Source organism: Shewanella psychrotolerans, from assembly GCF_019457595.1.
Taxonomy (GTDB): Bacteria; Pseudomonadota; Gammaproteobacteria; order Enterobacterales; family Shewanellaceae; genus Shewanella; species Shewanella psychrotolerans.
Window position 1 is genome coordinate 3,774,978 of sequence record NZ_CP080419.1, and the last position, 19,622, is coordinate 3,794,599.

Sequence of the window (19,622 nt, forward strand, 5' to 3'; positions counted from 1 at the left end):
ATGTTAAAGGTTATCAGTTAATACCGACGACAAACACTAAAGATAGCTTTAGGCCTTACGGTAAACTAATAACCTTTGGAATCGTGATCAGGAGAAAATTTGTTCCCGGGCACTCTGTAGACATTAGTTAGTATGCTGCCATCGGCTTTCAGCTCAAGTAATCTATAACCGGGCTGTTGAGCATCTAAAGCAAAATAGGGCGATTTAGGCTTAAACTGAATACAGGTAGACGGTGTCGCCATTAACCGCATACTTCCAGTCTCTGTTGAGTGGCTTTGATCGAGACTTTGATGAACATGCCCCCACAACAGCCCTTTAACTTGAGGAAGTTTGCTGACCCTATCGATAAAGTCACTGCCATTATCCATACAATGTTGATCGAGCCACTTGCACTCAACCAAAATCGGATTATGGTGCATCACTAACAAGGTGTATCTATCTGGATGTTGTTTAACAGCCGATTCAATTAAGTCAAACTCACTTTCGGCCATGTGGCCACCAGGCTTTCCCGGCACGGTAGAGTCCAACATAATTATCTGCCAGTTTCCAGCCAGAATACGGCGATCACCATAAATATTCGGGCCCTGCATATGCAAATTCATGATCCGAGGATCATCATGATTACCGGGTAAGTAATGACACGCTAATTTTAGGGGAGCGATCGCTTTTACGAAATTCTGATAAGACTCATTTGAATAGTCCTGGCTAATGTCGCCTGTAACCAGCATAAAATGCGCGGGATAATCGACGGCCTTAATCGTATTAAGAACGGCGTCCAAACTGTGCGCGGTATTAACGCCTAAAAGCTGAGCTTCAGGATCGGCAAACAGATGAGGATCAGTCACTTGAACAAGTCTGACACTCTCACTGTTGTCAATAGAATAAGAGATAGCCTCTTTTAGCACATTAAAACCCTAGAATTCCGACTGACAAATAACACGAACATGATTGTCAATAATTAATAACTCTTCAAGAAAAGCATTTACCTGATACTTTTCATCGCGATGATGCATACGTATATTTGGATAATCATATACCGCTCTTAAACGATAAATCTGTCGACTAGTTAACACTTCTGCTAATTTAGCGTCATGATAAACACGCACTACAACTTTAGGGGTATCAATCAATTGCGAGGTTTCTATTATTCTGGAAATCTCAATTAATTGGGTATATTGGGTATTCTCAAGCAATTTGACCTCTAAACAGCCAAAATCACCTTCAACTTGCCAACTTTCCCCTTGCTGGCATGATACAGGCAACCAACGCAATATATTAAAATAGTTGCGAGAACATAGCGCCAAAAAGCGGCTGACATCCACTTGGTAACTATGATGTCTTTTATTTAAAGAGATACTCACGGCTTAGCTCTTAATTTTAGGTAGTTAAGTTGTAACCATTGCAGCCCGATCACTGTCGATGCATTATTAATCACACCGTCACAAACTGCCTGATAGGCCGCCTCTCTAGACATAACATGAACCTGAATATCTTCATGCTCTTCGCTCAGGCCATGAATCCCCTCAGCGCTAATTGATTCGACCTCGGCCCAATAAAAATCAAACCGCTCACTGGTTCCCCCTGGACTAGAAAAATAATGACTAATAAACTCCATCTTATTAGCAACTAACCCTGCCTCTTCATGCAGTTCACGATGAGCGACCTGCTCGGCGGTTTCGCCATCTTCAACCATCCCAGCGACCAATTCGAGTAACCAAGGCTGGTCTGTCGTAGAAAAAACAGGGATCCGTATCTGCTCTATCAACACCACTTTGTCTTCTTTGGGATCATAAGGCAAAACCACCACCGCGTGTCCACGCTCGAACACTTCGCGAGTAACGACTTCACTCCAGCCTCCGCGAAACAAGCGATGCTTAAACCGATACTCGTCCAATCGAAAGAACCCTTGGTATAAGGTTCGCTGACTCAACATCTCTATATCATCGCTGGTAAATTTCTGGTTCATGCTTCTGCTCGCAGATAAATATGACTCATGTCTAATATGCCCCAATATACCATGTAACACATCAAAATTTGCAGACATAAAATCAAAAACTGTTATACTTCACAGTTGACTTAAAATTAGTTAATTTCTTAATATCTTAACTCTAATAAGTTTAGATATATCGGGAAGCGTCGGGAAGCGCAAACCGCTTTACTCAACCAATTTGCGTAAAGCATCACTTAACTTTTAAGTAAATTGCTCCAAGTAAGGAGTTTTTATGTCTAAAAAAGGACAGGTAATGAAATTTAAGATCCGCACCCTATGTGCAGCCTTGAGTCTTGCGGCAACCACTTCAGCCGTGCACGCCGATGATCTACTACAGATATACCAACAAGCGCTTACGAATGATCCTATCGCGCTTCAAGCCCAATCTCAACGTGACAGACTGTATGAGCAGATTGAAGAAAATCGCGCTCCATTACTGCCCTCTATCAGTGCCACTGTCGGCTATGGTAAAAACTGGTCAGATGTATCAGATAACAATTATAACAGCGGTCTAAATGCGGGTGTATCACTTAAGCAAGTCGTTTACGACCACAGTGCATGGGTCGGCCTAGATCTAGCCGAACTCGCAGCTTCTCAAGCCGATGCGGCTTATGCCTCAACTTTGCAAAACCTAATTATTCGCGTGACAAGTGCTTACTTCGATGTGTTAGCGGCTAAAGATAACTATGAATTTAAAGGCGCAGAAAAGCGTGCGATTGAGCGCCAATTAGAGCAAACCAAACAACGTTTCGCTGTAGGGTTAACAGCTATCACCGACGTACATGAAGCACAAGCACAATACGATTTGGCTCGCGCATCAGAAATCTTAGCTGAAAACCAGTTAACCAACAGCTACGAAGCATTACGCGAAATAACGGGCCTTGAGCATAAATCGATTAATATTCTCGACACGAATCGCTTTACCGCTGTAACACCGTCACCAGAGCGTCCTAGCGATTGGTTGAAAATGGCTGAAACCAACAGCGTAGACTTGATGACAACTCGTATCGGTAAAGATATCGCGCAGCAAACCATTGAGCTATACAAAGCTGGCCACATGCCATCGCTAAATTTGAACGCGGGCTACACCACTAATCTTGATCAACAAAATCAAACTGGCAGTCAAGGTGATTATGACAATGCCAATATAGGCTTAACCCTAAACGTGCCTATTTTTGAAGGCTTTAAAGTCAGTTCTAAAGTCAATCAGGCTCAATACCAGTACGTAGAAGCCAGTGAAAAAATGGAGCAGACTTTCCGCAAGGTAGTCAAAGATGTGCGTAACAACTTCAATAACGTTGGCGCTTCTATCAGCTCAATCCGCGCCTATGAGCAATCTGTGATCTCTTCAGAAAGCGCGCTGAAAGCCACTCAAGCTGGTTTTGAAGTTGGTACTCGTACCATTGTTGACGTGCTCAACCGTACGCGTGATCTATACGACTCTAAGCGTCAACTCTCTAATGCCCGTTACGGTTACATCAACTCTATCCTAGCGTTGAAACAGGCCACAGGCACATTGAACGAAGACGATGTCATCGCCATCAATAACGGCCTTAAGGCACCAGAAGTCAGTCAATAAGACCTCTGAGAGTAAGCCTTTAGACATAAAAAAACCGCCATTATGGCGGTTTTTTTATGCTTGAAACAAGACGTTAGAAAACCAGTTCAAGTCCAGCAAAATAGCCTTTGAACTGCATATTGGCGGTCACACCATCGAAATCATTCACATCAAAGTTAAAGTCACGGTAACCGAAACGGATCTTAGTATCCAATGCTGTGCCATCAAACGCCCAGCCTAGGCCCAACTGATAGTCATAGACGTTACTTTCATCTATGCCCTGCATCACATCGGCAAAAACATACAAACCTATGCCAGGGATCCCCACTTCCGCATTGGCATAAGCCATCACGACACCATCATCGAGATCTTTCTGTGAGTAGGCACCCACTACGCCAGATGGCGAGACCTGATGAACACGAAAAGAACCATGCATCTTCTTATAGGCAGCACCAAGATCCAAAGCGACGATATCGTTATCTAGCAGCTCCCAATAAAGCACAAAATCGGTGTTGCTCAGATTACTCACTGTCGTCACGTCGTCGTTAAACTGGCTACCAGCAAAATCCCATTCGCCACCGAGTGTTGCTTTTCCATCGGCATCCAAACTGTTTTCGCGGATCTTAAAGTTTGGCACTAACGGAATTGGGTGCTCGATGGCAACCCATACACTGCCTTGAGATGAAGAGCTGTAATCAAACTCTTGTTGGGCTACTCCTTTTTGCGCAAAGGTGCCCTCTGCATCGGCTTCCCAATAATCACCACCCACTTTAAAACCAACAACGGTGGCCGCGTGTGCGGACGTCGCTGCTATAGACCCTAGCAATGCACATGCAACTAGTGTTTTTTTCATCTATTTAGCCTTGAGTCAATAAGTTAGTTAAGTCAATCACCGCGGCATTTGCGCGGGAAATATAATTGGCCATCACGAGAGAATGATTGGCCACTATGCCGAACCCAGAGCCATTTAAGACAATGGGACTCCACACAGGCTGCTGAGTCTCTTCCAGTTCACGAATGATCTGCTGTAAGCTGACTTCAGCATTTTTCTTCTTTAGTACATCGGCAAAGTCTACCTCAATCGCCTTCATAAAATTAAGCAGTGCCCAAGTAGCGCCACGAGTCTCGTAGAAAACATCATCTATCTTCCACCAACTGGTTTTAATCTGCTGGCTAGCAAGGTTAGGCGTCGATTGACTGGCTTCCGCTTCACCAGCAAGATCGGTATTAAGTCGCTCCTGCCCAACACTGGCAGACAAACGCTGTGACATGCTGCCCAAACGCTTCTGGATCTCTTTTAGCCACTCATTAAGATTATCTGCGCGAGCATAAAATTGTGCATCAGGAGTATTGGGGTCAGCAATGCGGGCTCGATACAGCTTTAATAACTTAATGGCATCTCGATACTCACCTTCGGCACTAGGCACCAACCAGCTGGTATGTTCAATGTTAAGTTTTGAATGTGCCGCCAACAGGTCTTTGTCCGCTGTAGATTGCGATTGAGAACGGCTAAACTCCTTGCGCATGACTAACGCAAGATCTCGAGCCTGCTCAATAGCACCAAACTCAAATGCCGGCATATTATCCATAAATACAGATGGTGGCATAATGTCATTAGATAGCCAGCCGCCATTCTTATCCAATAAGGTTTCAACGGTCAGAATAAGCGAGGTTGTCGTCGCATAACCAACCACATTTTTCCCCGTCGAACTACTAAGCTGCTGCGGAGTTAGCGGTTCCGGCTCCACACTCCACCACACACTAATAAAATAACCAATTAAAAATAAAACTACGGCTACTAGCCCGCCTCGTTTCCATGTCATCTGCATACAATTACTCCATTAATGGTGATGATGTTCCATTTCACCATGTTGCTTTGTCATATCTTGCTTAGTCACTTTGATACTAATAACTTTGTCAGTGCCATCATCAAATTTTAGCTTTAAATTAACAGCTTCATTAACCTTTAATGGCTGTTTCAAGCCTAGGATCATAACGTGATCACCTGAAGGAGCCAATTCAAGATTGCCGTGCTCTGGAATAGTAAAGCTTGTCTGTTGCTTCATTTTAATGACACCAGCCTCTTCGACTAAAGTGTGCAACTGAGCTTCTTCGGCAATAACCGTTTCGACCCCAACAAGTTTGATCTCGGGGCCGTGATTCATAAGGGTAAAGTAAGCCGCTGTATTTGGCACACTCGGAGGCATCGCTCTAACGTAACCTTCAACAAGCATCACATTTGCCAAGACAGAGAATGAAGTACATGATAGCAAAACAAAATTAAACGCATGTTTGAAAATATGTTTCAATGTCTTAAACTCCTTTTAATCCCATTCGCCATAATAAGGACTATTGACCAATGAGTACCATTCAAATTCAGGATGAGCAGGGCGTTCGCATCATCACTATAAACCGCCCAGATAAACGCAACGCGCTTAACCTCTATATGTACACTCAGCTCACAGAATACCTTATCCAAGGGGAATCCGACAATGGTATTAACGTCTTTATGATTAAAGGCCAGAGCGATTGTTTTACCTCAGGTAATGATGTTGCTGATTTTTTAAAAAATAGTAACTTAGGGCCAGATCATCCCACATTCAAATTTCTGTTTACACTGCTCGATCTAAACAAACCTATCGTTGCGGCAGTGACGGGGCCCGCGGTGGGTATAGGCACCACTTTACTGCTGCATTGCGATCTTGTTTATGCCGATAATAGCGCCAAATTTCAGCTACCGTTTGTCAATTTAGCCCTAGTGCCTGAAGCGGGTGCTAGCTTGCTACTCCCTCGCCTCGTTGGGCCGCAAAAAGCTGCCGAGTTACTCTTGTTAGGAGAAAGCTTTAATGCCCACGACGCACAGCAAATGAACTTGATAAATCAGATAATTCCATCGGAATCATTATTTGACTATGCCAAGACCCAAGCGATTAAGCTCGCTCAAAAACCACCTCAAGCCTTGCAAACCAGTCGACAATTGATGCGTTACGATCAAGATCTAGTCCGAGCACAAATGAAGAAAGAGCTAAAAGAGTTTAATGTTAGGCTGCAAAGCGATGAGGCAAAACAACGATTTCAAGCATTTCTAAACCGATAACAGAAATCAGGTTGAGTTAGTCTCTAGTCTAGCTGGCTAGCTTTACCTATGCCCCAAGCGGCCAGCAACAATAATAACAAGGGCCATAAAGGCGAAAAACCTGTAACCATCATGATCATGGCAAATAAGACGCACATTGCAGACACCACAGCGACAAAACTAAAGGCTAAGGTTATCCAAAGCAACATCATAAACGAAACGACACCCGTCAGGACAATTCGCCATAACCCAATATCGATCCCTTGAAACGATTCTAAACTAACATAAATCCATCCACCGTCCATGTACTGACTAAGCATCAGCAACATCATGATTAACGATATAACTACACCTAACCCGATGACTGTCTCTAAAATGTTGCTTAGTCGCTCATATCCCTTCACGCGGTACTCTCTTACAAAATTAGTACTGTGGATCCCATTTAGGCAATACTAAGGCCAATGCAAAGTACACTAACAAACTAATTGCGGGATTCATTATTACTGCAATAGCCCATACTACTCGGGTCCACAAACGCGACCAGCCAAATTTATCCGCCATCATTGCTGCAATACCACACACAACCCCTTTCGGACGCTTCAGCCTACGGACTAGATTATCTATATTCATTGGATACTCCTGATGACATAAATGGATATTGATCCCAGCGCTTCACTAAATGACCTTGTGCCAATTAAAGGTACATACCACTGCAGCACACAACGCAAAGCCCAATACGGGTAGCAACAATATCGCCGCTAGTTCAAACAGATAAGTCATCATTACTGATTCGCCATCGCACTAGTTATCTCAGCGTTATTACTCTGCTCGCTATCTGCAACATCTACCGCTTGCTCTAGGCTAGTTTCAAATAAAGACTCAGATAACTGTGCTTGTAGTGAAAGGCTAAGTTCTTGCTGAGCGACAACCATCATTTCCTGCATCTGAGTAGCAAGGTTACGCTCAAGCGTTGCACTGATGTTTGATGGGATAAACTCATCAGCACTTGCTGAGACACTCGCACTTACAAGTAAAGAGGCGATAAGTGATACTTTAGTTAGCTTGTTCATAATGTCTTCCTTTTCATATTCGATTGTGACAAGTAAGACAATACAAAGGGTGTGCCAACTTTTAACAGCACACTCAATACATTGTTTTTATTTAACTTTTAACTTATGCAAGAATAATGTGAGCTAATTTACGAAAATAAATAAAAAAGCGAAATAGCGAGTTTCGCTACCCACTAGTAATTTTCGCTACTTTGCAGTGAAAAGATTAAAAAACCAACAAAAAAGCCTACAATTTACATGCAGGCTTTCGATGAAAAAAACAGATAAGAACTTAATTTAAAAATGTTTATTTATTATCCATACTGGCTCTAGCCTGATGTATGACTTCAATACCAGCGCCTTGGCGATGCGCATTTTCACTCACATAACGACGCCAAGCACGCGAACCCACTTCACCTTGATAAAGCCCTGTGATATGACGAGTAATATGATTCAGACGACCACCTGCAGCTAAATGTTTCTCTATATAAGGAATCATTTTCTCCAAAACAGCATCTCGACTCAAAACAGGTTTATCACTACCACACAAGAATTGATCAACCTGGGCAAGTATATAAGGATTTTGATAGGCTTCTCGCCCAACCATCACCCCATCTAATTGCTCAAGATGGGTTTTGCATTCGCTCAATGTTTTCACGCCGCCATTGAGAGAGATGCTTAACTTGGGATGATCCCCCTTTAGCTGATACACACGCTCATAATCGAGCTCTGGGATCTCACGATTCTCTTTTGGACTTAATCCTTGTAACCAAGCCTTGCGAGCGTGAATAATAAAGGTATCACAACCGGCCGCGCTAACAATATCAATAAAATCGGTAAGAAACTCGTAGCTATCTTGCTCATCGATGCCAATACGGGTTTTAACCGTCACCGGAATATCGACCACGTTTCGCATCGCATCAACGCATTGTGCTACCAGCTTTGGCTCAGCCATCAAGCAAGCACCAAAGCGCCCATTTTGGACACGATCTGACGGGCACCCCACATTCAGGTTAACCTCATCATAGCCTCTCTCTGCGGCCAACTTGGCGCAGGTAGCGAGATCGGCAGGATTAGAGCCGCCTAGTTGTAGAGCTAACGGGTGTTCTTCATCGTTATAGGCAAGATAGTCACCTTTACCATGAATAATCGCGCCAGTAGTGACCATTTCGGTATAAAGCAAAGCTTGCTCAGACATCAAGCGAGCAAAGTAGCGATAATGCCGATCAGTCCAATCGAGCATGGGCGCAATGCTGAAAGTGCGATTGATGGTATCTGGCATGGTATTTAGTGACATAAAAACAGTAACCCGTAGTTTAACAGCCCCCAGTACAGGGCGTGGCCGCGCATTTTACACTGGTCATCAAAAAATGCACAGGCTTGCTCTCACTCAACTCTATAAATTTGACCTTTCACCCTAAAGACACCGTACCGAACAAAGCGGCCAACACAAACTGCAACGGCAATACATACCGCATTCTCATCGTGAGAAAGAGAGCCAACCAATGTCAACATAGCCGATAGCATTACTGTTGTGGTCACAAATCATAAAATATTGGCAAGTTAATCCCAACAATTTATACAGTTAAGGTGGTGCTGTGCTATGGTAAAAAATGAGATTTTAAGATTTTAAATAAAAACTCTCCTAAGCTTATAGTCAGGCATCGGCAATCAATTTAGAGACAGTATAGGAGCCTCTTCCCAGATGAATGTGAACTTTATAAATCCGTTTTTAGAATCGCTACTTAACGTCCTCAAGACCATGGCCAGCATGGAACTTAAGCCTGGGAAGCCCAATCTTAAAAAAGATAATATCGCAAAGGGTGACGTATCAGGTTTAATCGGTATGGTCGGCCCACAAACCAAAGGTTCGCTTTCTATCACTTTCGAAGAGTCATTAATTTTAGAGATCATGAATAATATGCTAGGGGAAAGACCCTCTAGCGTTAACGAAGAGGTTACCGATCTCGTTGGCGAAATTACTAATATGGTGACGGGTGGTGCCAAAAACTTATTGGGTGATAAAGGCTATGACTTCGAAATGGCCACACCAATTGTCGTCTCAGGTAAAGGCCATACCATAGCCCATAAATCTGACGGTCAAAAAATTATAATGCCATTTACCAGTAATTTTGGAAATGCGTACATCGAAATCTGCTTCGAGCTTTAATGGCAAGCAGAGCATCATCGAAATAGGCTATATTGAAAGCGAATCATCGAGGAGCACTTTCTTTTCTCCTCGAAGCTTTAGACAGGTCTAATACCAATTAGTATAAAGATGTGATCGCTCAGCGACGATTCAACACTAAAGGTTAGCGCTGATGAGGCAAGGTCTTTAATTGCTCCAGTATTAAAGACATTCATAACATCTGACCGCCAAGGCTGGCGGGAATGTCTTAAGTATGTCGGCAACATGCAAGACCTTGTTGTTTACAACGAGTGAAGCGCATACTTGTTCTAGGGTCAAACTCGTTAACACAGCATCAAAAGCGCTAAAATTCGCCTGTTAGGCGTGTTTTTTGACTTTCGACTTCTGCGTTGAATGGCCTCACATGGAAACAACCATTGCATTATCCATTCGCCTTGGATTGGTTACCCAAAAAACACGCTGAGTCGATCGCTTTCTTATACTGATTGGGATAACACTTAATAATCCATTAGCGAGCTGCTCAAATTAATGAGTAATTTCACCATTAATATAAGGCAAAAAATCACCCCAAACATACTGCAACGCGCGGGGTCAGCTTAGTCACTAGTTCATAGGCTATCGTACCAATATGTTCAGCAACATCTTCAACGGGTAACGCTTTACCCCAAAGCAGTACATCGTCACCCACGGCATCTGTTGCATCGATACCTAAATCCACCGTCAGCATATCCATGGATACTCGGCCAACGACCGGTACCAAACGGCCATTAATCCACACTGGAGTTCCCTCAGGTGCATTACGGGGATAGCCATCGCCATAGCCTATGGCGACCACGCCGAGTTTGGTGTCTTGTTTAGCGTGCCAATAGCTACCATATCCGACAGGCTCACCCGCCTTATGCTCTCTCACTGCAATCAACTGAGAAACCAGCTCCATAGCAGGTATAAGACCATGATTACTACCAAAATCACCTGTAACTGGTGATACGCCATAAAGCGCAATTCCGGGTCTTATCCAGTCAGCTTGGGTATCTTGCCAATAAAGCGCCGCAGCCGAATTAGCTAAAGTTCTGTCGCCAGGAAGATCTTTAGTCATCTCGTTAAAGTGTTTAGCTTGATTAGCCGTAGCAGGATTGTCAGGCTCATCTGCACAAGCAAAATGGGTCATCAAATGAATAGGTTTAGCCACCTGAGGACAATCGAGTAACCGCTGATAGGTTGAGGCGAACTGCGCTAAGGTAAACCCTAATCTGTGCATTCCCGAATCAACTTTCATCCACACAGTGACAGGTTTATCTAACTTAGCGGTTTCTAGCATCTCGATTTGAAACTCGTGATGCACCACGGTATCGATATCATGATTAACTAAGGTATTAAGATCACTTTGGCGAAAAAAGCCTTCCAACAGAAGCAGCTTGGCGTTAATGCCACCGGCTCTGAGTTCCAACGCCTCTTCCAATCTGGCAAGACCAAAACCATCAGCCGTCGTCAGACACTTAGCCACATTAAGTAAACCATGGCCATAACCATTGGCCTTAACGACCGCCATCACCTTGCTATGGGGTGCAAGTTCTCGTAATCGCTGTAAATTAGACTTCAGCGCATCACCACTGATCTCTGCACGGGGAAAGGGTTTCAAACAATAACCTTATAAAAGCAAATACGCTTAATATGAAATTAACGCAAAATGAGTCATAAAGGGGCAAAATAAACCATGTTTAATCTTTGCCCTGCTCATAAATTAATCTTCTTCGAATTGAGGGCCGGCATAGTTATCGAAGCGCGAATATTGACCTTGAAACACCAAGCGCACTCGTCCAATAGGGCCGTTACGCTGCTTACCAATAATGATTTCTGCGGTGCCCTTATCTTCAGAATCGTTGTTATACACTTCATCACGGTAAATAAACATGATCAAATCCGCATCTTGCTCAATAGAACCCGATTCACGCAAATCAGAGTTAACAGGACGTTTATCGGCACGTTGCTCCAATGAACGGTTAAGCTGCGACAGCGCAATAACAGGGATCTCTAACTCTTTAGCAAGCGCCTTAAGTGAGCGAGAGATCTCGGCGATCTCTAGCGTACGGTTGTCAGATAGCGCAGGAACTTGCATCAATTGAAGGTAATCGATCATGATCATCGACAAGCCGCCATGTTCTCTGGCGATACGACGGGCGCGGCTGCGCACTTCGGTTGGCGTTAAACCCGAACCATCATCGATATACATCTTGCCCTGTTCAAGCATGATCCCCATAGTCGATGAAACCCGTGCCCAATCATCATCGTCAAGCTGACCAGTACGGATCTTAGTTTGGTCAACACGACCGAGTGAGGCCAACATACGCATCATGATCTGTTCTGATGGCATCTCCAAACTAAAAATAAGCACGGGCTTATCTTCATTGAGTGCGGCTTGCTCACACAAGTTCATCGCAAAAGTGGTTTTACCCATAGATGGACGCGCCGCAACAATGATCAAATCGCCAGACTGGAAACCCGCGGTCATCTTATCTAAATCGCCAAAGCCGCTCGACACCCCAGTGACGCCGTTGTGTGGGTTGTTGTACAGCTCTTCAATCTTATCGACCGTTTTTTCCAAAATGCTCTTAATGCCCTCAGGGCCTTCATTCGCATTGGCACGCTGCTCGGCAATTTTAAAGACTTTGCTTTCGGCTAAATCGAGTAGTTCGCCCGAATTACGTCCTTCGGGATTAAAACCCGCGTCGGCAATCTCATTGGCCACCTTAATCATTTCACGTACAACCGCACGTTCACGTACAATCGAGGCGTAAGATAAAATGTTGCCCGCACTCGGGGTATTCTTCGCAATTTCGCCTAAGTAGGCAAAACCACCGGCATCTTCAAGACTATCTTCAAGCTCAAGCTGCTCAGATACCGTGATCAAATCGATCGGTTGACCTGCAGCAACCAGGGCCTCCATCGCGACGAAGATCATCCGATGTGAACGAGAATAAAAGTCCTCCTTCACCACGGCTTCGGCAACTTTATCCCAAGCGTCTGAATCCAACATCAAGCCACCGAGCACAGATTGCTCGGCCTCAATAGAGTGTGGCGGCATCTTCAATGCATCGAGTTGTAAATCTCTCGGCTTTTTCTTAGCCTGAAAACCACCTTGCTGTGCCATTAAATCTCCAAATTTCCAACGATTAGGCAAAATATGGTATAAAACCCGGGTCAAGCAGAACTCAAACAGGCCGCCTACGCCTGTTCGTCCAACAAACACACATATAATAATTAAGGAATAAACATGCGCAAAGCATTGGTTGCAGCCTTAATGCTGTCATCGGGCATCGCTATTGCCGATGAAGGGCAGTGGCAACCTTATCAAATGCCTTCGATCGCCGATAAACTTAGCGAACGTGGTATTAAAATTCCAGCAAAACAACTTGCCGATCTCACCCAATATCCCATGAATGCGGTTGTTGGCCTCGGGTATTGTACCGCCAGTTTCGTGTCGCCCCAAGGTTTAGTTGTGACTAATCACCACTGTGCTTATCGTGCGATACAATACAATAGTAAAAAAGAGCACAACTATATCGCCGATGGCTTCCTAGCCAAGCAGATGTCCGAAGAACCTTCGGCTGGTCCCAACGAACGCCTCTATATTACCGAAGCCGTTACCGACGTGAGCAACAAGGTAATGAATGGTTTAAGCGATGACCCGCTTAAACGCTTTGAAGAGATCCAAGCCAACCGTAAATCACTCATCAAAGAGTGTGAAAGCGATGACAACTATCGCTGCTCGGTGCGAAGCTTTCATAACGGCCTCGAATATTACCTTATCAAGCAACTTATCATCCGCGATGTTCGTTTAGTCTACGCGCCACCCAAAAGTGTTGGCTCTTTCGGCGGTGATATCGATAACTATGAGTATCCGCGCCATTCGGGCGATTTTACCTTCCTGCGCGCCTATGTAGGCAAAGATGGTAAGCCAGCAGCCTATGCTGCTGATAACGTGCCTTTTAAACCTAAAAGCTACCTCAAAATTAACGCCGATGGTGTTAAAGCGGGTGATGGCGTGTTTGTCGCTGGCTATCCAGGCTCAACCAGTCGCTATCGTTTAACCAGCGAACTAAAATTCGCCAGCGATTGGCTCTACCCTACCCTAGCTAAGCGCTATCAACTGCGCATAGATACCATTGAAGCTATGGGTGATAGCGATGCTGCGATTGCCATCAAATATGCAGGCACCTTAGCCTCAATGGCAAACCGGATGAAAAAATACAATGGTCTGCTCGATGGCTTTAAGGCCACCGATATTGCAGGGATTAAGCAAGCGCGCGAAGATGATTTTAGCAAGTGGTTAGCAGCCGATAGCCAATATCAAAGCTATCAGGCTAAATTTGATCAGCTAGAAAACCTGTTAGTTGAGCAGCACACCGCCCAGCAAACCCGTTACTTCTTTGAAAACGCTCAATCGAGCGCGCTGTTAACTGCAGCCAACCAACTGTATCGACTAGCAAAAGAGAAAACCAAGCCCGATGCAGAACGTGAAGAGGGTTATCAGCAACGTGACATGAAGATGCTTAAAGCGCGTCTTAAGCGTATCGATTCAAGTTTTGCGGTATCGGTTGATAAGACTCTATGGCTACAAGATCTTAACGCTTATCTGGCACAAGAAAATCGGGTTGCTGAACTCGACGAGATGCTCAAAACTGAAGATAGTAGCGTGACACTATCCGACAAATTAGACGGTCTCTACTCATTAACCTCACTCACAGACCAAGCTAAACGTTTAGCTTGGATGGATGCAGACGTTAAGGCATTTGAAACCAGTGCCGATCCCTTTATTCGTCTTGCCGTAGCCTTATACGACACCAATATGGCACAAGAAAAGGCGAAAAAAACACTAGCAGGTAAGCTCTCCAAAGCACGACCAGCTTATATGGAAGCCGTTATCGCTTACTATAAGTCAAACAACTGGCCAGTGTACCCAGACGCCAACGGCACCTTACGTATCACCTATGGTATGGTTGATGGCTATCAATCGAAAGATGCCCTTTACAAGCAGCCTTTCACTCGCCTTGAAGGTATCGTAGCTAAGCACACTGGTGTTGAGCCATTTAATGCACCGCAAAAGGTATTAGATGCGATTAACGCTAAACGCTATGGCAGCCATCAAGTTGAGTCTGTGTATCAAGATCCGGCATCTTGGCTATGTCGCCTGTTCTCTTGTTTAGACAAACCTGAGAGTTTTGGCTCGGTGCCTGTAAACTTTCTGTCGAGTGTTGATACCACTGGCGGAAACTCAGGTTCACCGGTATTTAATGGCAAAGGCGAACTCGTTGGATTGAACTTCGATTCGACCTATGAAGCCATCACCAAAGATTGGTTCTTTAACCCAACGATCACTCGTGCAGTTCACGTCGACTTTAGATATATCCTATGGATGATGGATGAAGTTGACCATGCCGACAACTTGATCAAAGAGCTGGAGTTAGTGCGTAACTAACAAAAGACTCATCCACTGCGTCTTTTACAATAAAAATACCCGGCACTGCTTAATGCCGTTCACTTAACGTGAACGGCTTTCTTTTTTATGGGATATCGGTCCTTCGAACACTTCAACACTCTAGGATAACTACGCTCCCTCTTTCCTTCTAAAACAAACTGTTTTGCATTTTTTTCTATATCAAAGATTACCTTAGGAATATTGCCGGGAGATATGCTAGGAAGTTGGGATAGTTTAAAAATAATATGCGACGACGCTTCTCTAAAACTCAATTGGTTAGGGAAGACCCCTTTTAATGAGTGTGCCATCAATACCATCTTATATCTCAGCAAGTTATACGCAAGAAGGACTCCCCACAACTCCTGCCTAATTAATTCCGGAAGCTGACTTCTGAGTGTAAACCGAGTTTCAAGCATATACTGCTTCATCTCTCTGTACCCCAACTCTATCTCCCATCGATGTGCATATAAATCAACGATTTCACCTGATGGATAACGCATTGGCTCTGTGAGTGAAGTGATGATTTGCAGCGTTTTTCCTTTCACTGTTTTAGTGAGTAAACGTGCTTCCATAAACTCAGGTAAATCAGGCCTTTTCTTTCTAGATTGAGGGGTTGTGGTTAGCCTGATAAGCTTATCTTGTCGCCCTAAAGAACGTACCACTTCATATTGTGTATTCTTCTTCAATGGCATTAACCAATGTCTATTACTGCCAGCTTGTGACCAGTCATGTAATAACCCCAACGAGTAAAAGCCCCGGTCGAACAGGGTTAAACTGTTATCCGGCGTATTGTTGATGAGATTAGCGGCTAATGCCATTTCATTTTCAGCTACACTCCCAAAAGATGAGTCGACTAACAGATGACTACTGAGTTCCATTAGACACACCATGCGAACTTGAGGATAGGAAGCATTACTCGATTGGTTGCTCGTGCGAGAAAAGGCGCTATCGTTTTCAGGTGTATCAGGGGTTCTCCAGACGACACCGTCCACGCCATAAAGATTAAGGCCGCACCATTGTGGATGCTCAGCCAGCATGTTCCATCTCTTTTGAGTCTGTCGAAAAATATCTTTTACAACGTCACTGCCCAATTTCTTTCTTGCCTGAGTGACAGCACTTCGAGCAACATAATCGACCTTATTTGGGAGGATAATATCCAGTTTATTAATCAGTTGCCTAACGGACTCCCCCCGAAATAAAGCCATGCCGATAACAGCCCAAATCATAGACTCCATAGGTAATTTTCGCTTACGAAGCGTGGCTACACCATTGGATTGTAAACAGTTTTGAATAAGCTCTGGACAAAGAAGCTCCCCAAGATTGGTGAACTCATACCAATTAGTAATGATCTATGATCTAATATGCGCACCAACCTTAACCCGTATTCCAAATTGAAAACTTATAGTGCCGAAGAGCTTTTAGCTTTATCTAGAGCAGAAAAAGAACCTCGTAAACGTATGCGATTACTTGCCGTCGCTCTCTTCCTCGAGGGAAATAATCGTACTGATGTCGCCTTGAGGCTCAAAGTTGCCCGCGCTAGCGTCAACGCTTGGGTAGCTAAGTATCTTGCCAACGGTATCAAAGGGTTGGATGCTAAGAAAAATAAGGGACGTGATAGCTACTTAACCTCAAGTCAAAAGCAGCAACTCAGTGCCTACATAGAGGAACAATGCTCGAGTGATTCAGGTGGAAGACTGACAGGTGATGCGATCCTAAAATATGTCAAATATCACTTTAATGTTGATTACCATCCAAACGCGATTTACAAATTACTGGAACAATTAGGTTTTAGTTGGATAACGAGTCGTTCAAAACATCCTAAGCAATCAATAGAAGTCCAAGAGGCTTTTAAAAAAGTTCCAACTGGAAACGATCCTTAACATCCCTGGTAGTGTGGCGCTTGAGCGAGTTGATATCTGGTTTCAAGATGAGGCCCGCTTCGGGCAGCAAAACACGACCACACGTTTATGGGCAAGAAAAGGCACTCGTCCTCGCGCTATACGCCAGCAACAGTTCGAATATGCGCATTTCTTTGGCGCTGTTTGTCCGCAAACAGGCGATACTGAAGCGATGATCGTTCCTTACCTAAGCAAAGACGTCATGCGTCAGCATCTATCACTGATAGCACAAAGGACAAAACCAGGTAGGCATGCCGTTGTTGTCATGGATGGTGCAGGTTGGCATACAGCAGATCTCGCAGATGAGTTTAACAACCTTAGCATCATCAAATTACCGCCATACTCCCCTGAACTAAATCCGATAGAGCAAGTATGGAGTTGGTTACGGCAGCATCATTTAGCTAATCGCAGCTTTCAAGGATACGATGATATCGTTGCAGCCTGCTCTGATGCTTGGAACAACTTCATTAGCGATACGAAAAGAGTGATGTCTTTATGTCGTAGAGAGTGGGCAATAATGACTAAGTATTAAGATGGAATGGTATCAGTAGGTCGATTGATAGAAGTACGCGCTAAAGCTTCAGAAAGTTCCATTAAAAAATCCAGTACAAACAAGAGTCTGTACTGGATTTTGACGGCTTTTAAAGATCAGTCAACCGATCATATTGGCATTAACTGATCGGCATTACGGCACTGCTGGGTATTTTTTTGTCTCGCTTATAATGCCGAGCATCGCTTCTCAGCAAATTTCAGACATAAAAAAACACCGCCTAATCAACTTAGTGCGGTGTTTTCTTTAAAGCTTTTAAACTGAGGTATTAGTCTTCTGCAACAACAGAAACTTTAACAACAGCTTTAACTTCAGTGTGAACTTGAACATCAATTTCGTATTCACCAGTAGTGCGGATAGCACCTAGTGGAAGACGAACTTCGCTCTTAGCAAGTTCAACACCAGCAGCAGTTACTGCATCAGCGATATCACGGTTACCAATTGAACCGAATAGCTTACCTTCGTCACCCGCTTTAGAAGCGATAACAACAGGCTCAAGTGCGTTGATCTTCTCAGCGCGCTCGTTTGCAGCAGCTAGATCACCAGCTAACTTAGCTTCTAATTCAGCACGACGTGCTTCAAAAACTTCAGTGTTAGCAGCGTTAGCAACAACAGCTTTACCTTGTGGTAAAAGGTAGTTACGTGCGTAACCCGCTTTTACAGAAACTTGGTCACCCAAGTTACCTAGGTTAGCGATTTTATCTAGTAAAATAACGTTCATTTTATATTCCTCTAAATTGATGCGGTATTACTGATGTAAATCAGTGTACGGCAGTAGAGAAAGATAACGAGCACGCTTGATAGCGCGAGCTAGTTGACGTTGATATTTAGCGTTTGTACCAGTGATACGGCTAGGAACAATTTTACCACTTTCAGTGATGTAGTTCTTTAGAGTAGCGATATCTTTGTAATCGATCTCTGTAACGCCTTCTGCAGTGAAACGGCAGAACTTGCGACGACGGAAATAACGTGCCATGTGACAGTCTCCTAAGTTTTCAATTCGACATTTTCAGCGTGTAATACCAAACGGTTTTGGCCATTTCGCCCCTGTTGTAGAGCAATAAAACCTTGAACCTCGATATCCACACCGGTTTTCAGCTTGTCTGTTACGCTTTCAAAGCGCTCACCACTCAATACCACTTGCATCTGACAGTATACGTTTCTGAGCATTTCTGCTTCATAAACCTGCGATTTGTGTTCCAACATAATCACGCAATGCGCAATGCCCGCTGGGCTTTTAAAGCTTCTAGAACGGGTTATGGTTCCAGATAACACCAAGTGATTGGTGGTCACAGAAAAACTTACTCAGCTGTGTTTTCAGCGGCTTCTTCAGACTCATCAGCTGCATCAGCAACTGGACGGTCTTCGCTAGAACGACGTGAATCACGCTCGTCTTTCGCTTTAGCCATTGGAGAAGCTTCAGTGATGGCACCTTTAGTGCGCATAACCATGCTACGAAGAACAGCGTCGTTGAAACGGAAAGCTGTTTCTAGCTCTTCAACCGATTCTGCAGTTGCTTCTACGTTCATAAGAACATAGTGAGCTTTATGCAATTCGATGATTGGGTAAGCCAATTGACGACGGCCCCAATCTTCTAAACGGTGAACTTGACCGCCAGCTTGGGTAAGAATACCCGTGTAACGTTCGATCATACCTGGCACTTGTTCACTCTGATCAGGGTGAACTAAAAATACGATTTCATAATGACGCATTTTTTGCTCCTTACGGTTATCTAGCCTCGTTGTTGGCTCAGTCAAACCAAATGGAGGCAAGGAACTAATTAAAGTGACTGAATTAAGCCGCGGAATATTACATGGGAAGCGGCTTAAACTCAAGCGATATCTTTCGCTATTGCCTTTGCCGATCGGACAGTGAA

The 19,622-nt window shown here is 44.1% G+C and carries 22 protein-coding genes; 5 read left to right on the forward strand and 17 right to left on the reverse strand.

The genetic code is table 11. The features are described from left to right. Positions 1-65: 65 nt before the first annotated feature. From cpdA to nudF, 3 genes are read right to left on the reverse strand one after another with little or no spacing between them, the layout of a single operon-like run. Positions 66-905, reverse strand: a complete 840-nt coding sequence (gene cpdA, locus K0I62_RS16575; protein WP_220069158.1) for a 3',5'-cyclic-AMP phosphodiesterase — start codon at positions 903-905, stop codon at positions 66-68. Between the two features lie 9 nt (positions 906-914). After that, positions 915-1,361, reverse strand: coding sequence for a DUF1249 domain-containing protein (locus K0I62_RS16580; protein WP_220069159.1), 447 nt, complete (start codon positions 1,359-1,361; stop codon positions 915-917). Beyond that, positions 1,358-1,966 (reverse strand): ADP-ribose diphosphatase, encoded by a 609-nt coding sequence (nudF, locus tag K0I62_RS16585; protein WP_220069160.1) that lies wholly within the window; start codon positions 1,964-1,966, stop codon positions 1,358-1,360. The genes K0I62_RS16580 and nudF overlap by 4 nt, the downstream gene beginning before the upstream one ends. A 277-nt stretch (positions 1,967-2,243) precedes the next feature. Here nudF and tolC point away from each other — a divergent pair, with 277 nt between their 5' ends. Then, positions 2,244-3,569 carry an outer membrane channel protein TolC gene (tolC, locus tag K0I62_RS16590; protein WP_220071428.1) on the forward strand — a complete coding sequence of 442 codons (1,326 nt, stop codon included), beginning with the start codon at positions 2,244-2,246 and terminating at the stop codon, positions 3,567-3,569. A 73-nt stretch (positions 3,570-3,642) separates the two neighbouring features. Here tolC and K0I62_RS16595 read toward each other — a convergent pair whose 3' ends face one another. From K0I62_RS16595 to K0I62_RS16605, 3 genes are read right to left on the reverse strand one after another with little or no spacing between them, the layout of a single operon-like run. Continuing rightward, the gene (locus tag K0I62_RS16595; RefSeq protein WP_220069161.1) at positions 3,643-4,401 is read right to left on the reverse strand and encodes a TIGR04219 family outer membrane beta-barrel protein; all 759 of its coding nucleotides are present in this window, start codon (positions 4,399-4,401) and stop codon (positions 3,643-3,645) included. A 4-nt stretch (positions 4,402-4,405) separates the two neighbouring features. Continuing rightward, positions 4,406-5,377 (reverse strand): DUF2333 family protein, encoded by a 972-nt coding sequence (locus K0I62_RS16600; RefSeq protein WP_220069162.1) that lies wholly within the window; start codon positions 5,375-5,377, stop codon positions 4,406-4,408. Between the two features lie 12 nt (positions 5,378-5,389). Then, a complete protein-coding gene (locus K0I62_RS16605) occupies positions 5,390-5,857 on the reverse strand; it encodes a copper chaperone PCu(A)C (RefSeq protein ID WP_258405029.1) in 468 nt (155 codons plus the stop codon). A gap of 50 nt (positions 5,858-5,907) precedes the next feature. Between K0I62_RS16605 and K0I62_RS16610 the strand changes: the two genes are divergently transcribed. Then, complete coding sequence (locus K0I62_RS16610) at positions 5,908-6,645, forward strand: enoyl-CoA hydratase (RefSeq protein ID WP_220069163.1); 738 nt, start codon at positions 5,908-5,910, stop codon at positions 6,643-6,645. A 23-nt stretch (positions 6,646-6,668) separates the two neighbouring features. On the opposite strand, the gene K0I62_RS16615 is transcribed toward K0I62_RS16610, so the two are convergent. From K0I62_RS16615 to dusA, 4 genes are all read right to left on the reverse strand, one after another. After that, positions 6,669-7,028 (reverse strand): hypothetical protein, encoded by a 360-nt coding sequence (locus tag K0I62_RS16615; protein ID WP_220069164.1) that lies wholly within the window; start codon positions 7,026-7,028, stop codon positions 6,669-6,671. 19 nt (positions 7,029-7,047) lie between these two features. Next, positions 7,048-7,254 carry a PspC domain-containing protein gene (locus tag K0I62_RS16620; RefSeq protein WP_220069165.1) on the reverse strand — a complete coding sequence of 69 codons (207 nt, stop codon included), beginning with the start codon at positions 7,252-7,254 and terminating at the stop codon, positions 7,048-7,050. A gap of 152 nt (positions 7,255-7,406) precedes the next feature. Next, the gene (locus K0I62_RS16625; protein WP_220069166.1) at positions 7,407-7,694 is read right to left on the reverse strand and encodes a hypothetical protein; all 288 of its coding nucleotides are present in this window, start codon (positions 7,692-7,694) and stop codon (positions 7,407-7,409) included. Between the two features lie 286 nt (positions 7,695-7,980). After that, entirely contained in the window at positions 7,981-8,970 is a 990-nt protein-coding gene (gene dusA / locus K0I62_RS16630) for a tRNA dihydrouridine(20/20a) synthase DusA (RefSeq protein WP_220069167.1), read from the reverse strand. A 408-nt stretch (positions 8,971-9,378) separates the two neighbouring features. On the opposite strand from dusA, the gene K0I62_RS16635 reads away from it, so the two are divergent. Further along, positions 9,379-9,843 (forward strand): chemotaxis protein CheX, encoded by a 465-nt coding sequence (locus K0I62_RS16635; RefSeq protein ID WP_220069168.1) that lies wholly within the window; start codon positions 9,379-9,381, stop codon positions 9,841-9,843. A gap of 541 nt (positions 9,844-10,384) precedes the next feature. Here K0I62_RS16635 and alr read toward each other — a convergent pair. Then, complete coding sequence (gene alr, locus K0I62_RS16640) at positions 10,385-11,461, reverse strand: alanine racemase (protein ID WP_220069169.1); 1,077 nt, start codon at positions 11,459-11,461, stop codon at positions 10,385-10,387. A gap of 102 nt (positions 11,462-11,563) precedes the next feature. Continuing rightward, positions 11,564-12,970 carry a replicative DNA helicase gene (gene dnaB, locus K0I62_RS16645; RefSeq protein ID WP_220063059.1) on the reverse strand — a complete coding sequence of 469 codons (1,407 nt, stop codon included), beginning with the start codon at positions 12,968-12,970 and terminating at the stop codon, positions 11,564-11,566. A 123-nt stretch (positions 12,971-13,093) separates the two neighbouring features. Here dnaB and K0I62_RS16650 point away from each other — a divergent pair, with 123 nt between their 5' ends. Further along, positions 13,094-15,298 (forward strand): S46 family peptidase, encoded by a 2,205-nt coding sequence (locus tag K0I62_RS16650; protein WP_220069170.1) that lies wholly within the window; start codon positions 13,094-13,096, stop codon positions 15,296-15,298. Positions 15,299-15,357: 59 nt separating this feature from the next. Here the strand turns inward: K0I62_RS16650 and K0I62_RS16655 are convergent, their stop codons facing one another. Beyond that, positions 15,358-16,647 carry an IS4 family transposase gene (locus tag K0I62_RS16655; RefSeq protein WP_220071430.1) on the reverse strand — a complete coding sequence of 430 codons (1,290 nt, stop codon included), beginning with the start codon at positions 16,645-16,647 and terminating at the stop codon, positions 15,358-15,360. A 12-nt stretch (positions 16,648-16,659) separates the two neighbouring features. Here K0I62_RS16655 and K0I62_RS16660 point away from each other — a divergent pair. Beyond that, positions 16,660-17,728, forward strand: a protein-coding gene (locus K0I62_RS16660; protein ID WP_220068015.1) for an IS630 family transposase whose coding sequence is annotated in 2 segments (ribosomal slippage) — positions 16,660-17,156 and positions 17,155-17,728 — 1,071 coding nt in all. Because the reading frame shifts where the segments join, the coding sequence is not laid out codon by codon here. Between the two features lie 286 nt (positions 17,729-18,014). Here the strand turns inward: K0I62_RS16660 and rplI are convergent. The 4 genes from rplI to rpsF are packed head-to-tail and all read right to left on the reverse strand — an operon-like array spanning position 18,015 to position 19,458. Continuing rightward, complete coding sequence (gene rplI / locus K0I62_RS16665) at positions 18,015-18,467, reverse strand: 50S ribosomal protein L9 (RefSeq protein WP_220063057.1); 453 nt, start codon at positions 18,465-18,467, stop codon at positions 18,015-18,017. Between the two features lie 27 nt (positions 18,468-18,494). Then, a complete protein-coding gene (gene rpsR, locus K0I62_RS16670; protein WP_011867078.1) occupies positions 18,495-18,722 on the reverse strand; it encodes a 30S ribosomal protein S18 in 228 nt (75 codons plus the stop codon). 11 nt (positions 18,723-18,733) lie between these two features. Next, the gene (priB, locus tag K0I62_RS16675) at positions 18,734-19,039 is read right to left on the reverse strand and encodes a primosomal replication protein N (RefSeq protein WP_220069171.1); all 306 of its coding nucleotides are present in this window, start codon (positions 19,037-19,039) and stop codon (positions 18,734-18,736) included. Positions 19,040-19,047: 8 nt separating this feature from the next. Further along, the gene (gene rpsF / locus K0I62_RS16680) at positions 19,048-19,458 is read right to left on the reverse strand and encodes a 30S ribosomal protein S6 (RefSeq protein WP_220069172.1); all 411 of its coding nucleotides are present in this window, start codon (positions 19,456-19,458) and stop codon (positions 19,048-19,050) included. Positions 19,459-19,622 lie beyond the last annotated feature (164 nt).

Bases quoted from the DNA above. Each gene is read 5' to 3' on its own strand.
- nudF (WP_220069160.1), bottom strand. From the start codon at position 1,966: ATGAACCAGAAATTTACCAGCGATGATATAGAGATGTTGAGTCAGCGA.
- tolC (WP_220071428.1), top strand. From the start codon at position 2,244: ATGAAATTTAAGATCCGCACCCTATGTGCAGCCTTGAGTCTTGCGGCA.
- K0I62_RS16595 (WP_220069161.1), bottom strand. From the start codon at position 4,401: ATGAAAAAAACACTAGTTGCATGTGCATTGCTAGGGTCTATAGCAGCG.
- K0I62_RS16600 (WP_220069162.1), bottom strand. From the start codon at position 5,377: ATGCAGATGACATGGAAACGAGGCGGGCTAGTAGCCGTAGTTTTATTT.
- K0I62_RS16610 (WP_220069163.1), top strand. From the start codon at position 5,908: ATGAGTACCATTCAAATTCAGGATGAGCAGGGCGTTCGCATCATCACT.
- K0I62_RS16620 (WP_220069165.1), bottom strand. From the start codon at position 7,254: ATGAATATAGATAATCTAGTCCGTAGGCTGAAGCGTCCGAAAGGGGTT.
- K0I62_RS16625 (WP_220069166.1), bottom strand. From the start codon at position 7,694: ATGAACAAGCTAACTAAAGTATCACTTATCGCCTCTTTACTTGTAAGT.
- dusA (WP_220069167.1), bottom strand. From the start codon at position 8,970: ATGTCACTAAATACCATGCCAGATACCATCAATCGCACTTTCAGCATT.
- K0I62_RS16635 (WP_220069168.1), top strand. From the start codon at position 9,379: ATGAATGTGAACTTTATAAATCCGTTTTTAGAATCGCTACTTAACGTC.
- dnaB (WP_220063059.1), bottom strand. From the start codon at position 12,970: ATGGCACAGCAAGGTGGTTTTCAGGCTAAGAAAAAGCCGAGAGATTTA.
- K0I62_RS16650 (WP_220069170.1), top strand. From the start codon at position 13,094: ATGCGCAAAGCATTGGTTGCAGCCTTAATGCTGTCATCGGGCATCGCT.
- rplI (WP_220063057.1), bottom strand. From the start codon at position 18,467: ATGAACGTTATTTTACTAGATAAAATCGCTAACCTAGGTAACTTGGGT.
- rpsR (WP_011867078.1), bottom strand. From the start codon at position 18,722: ATGGCACGTTATTTCCGTCGTCGCAAGTTCTGCCGTTTCACTGCAGAA.
- rpsF (WP_220069172.1), bottom strand. From the start codon at position 19,458: ATGCGTCATTATGAAATCGTATTTTTAGTTCACCCTGATCAGAGTGAA.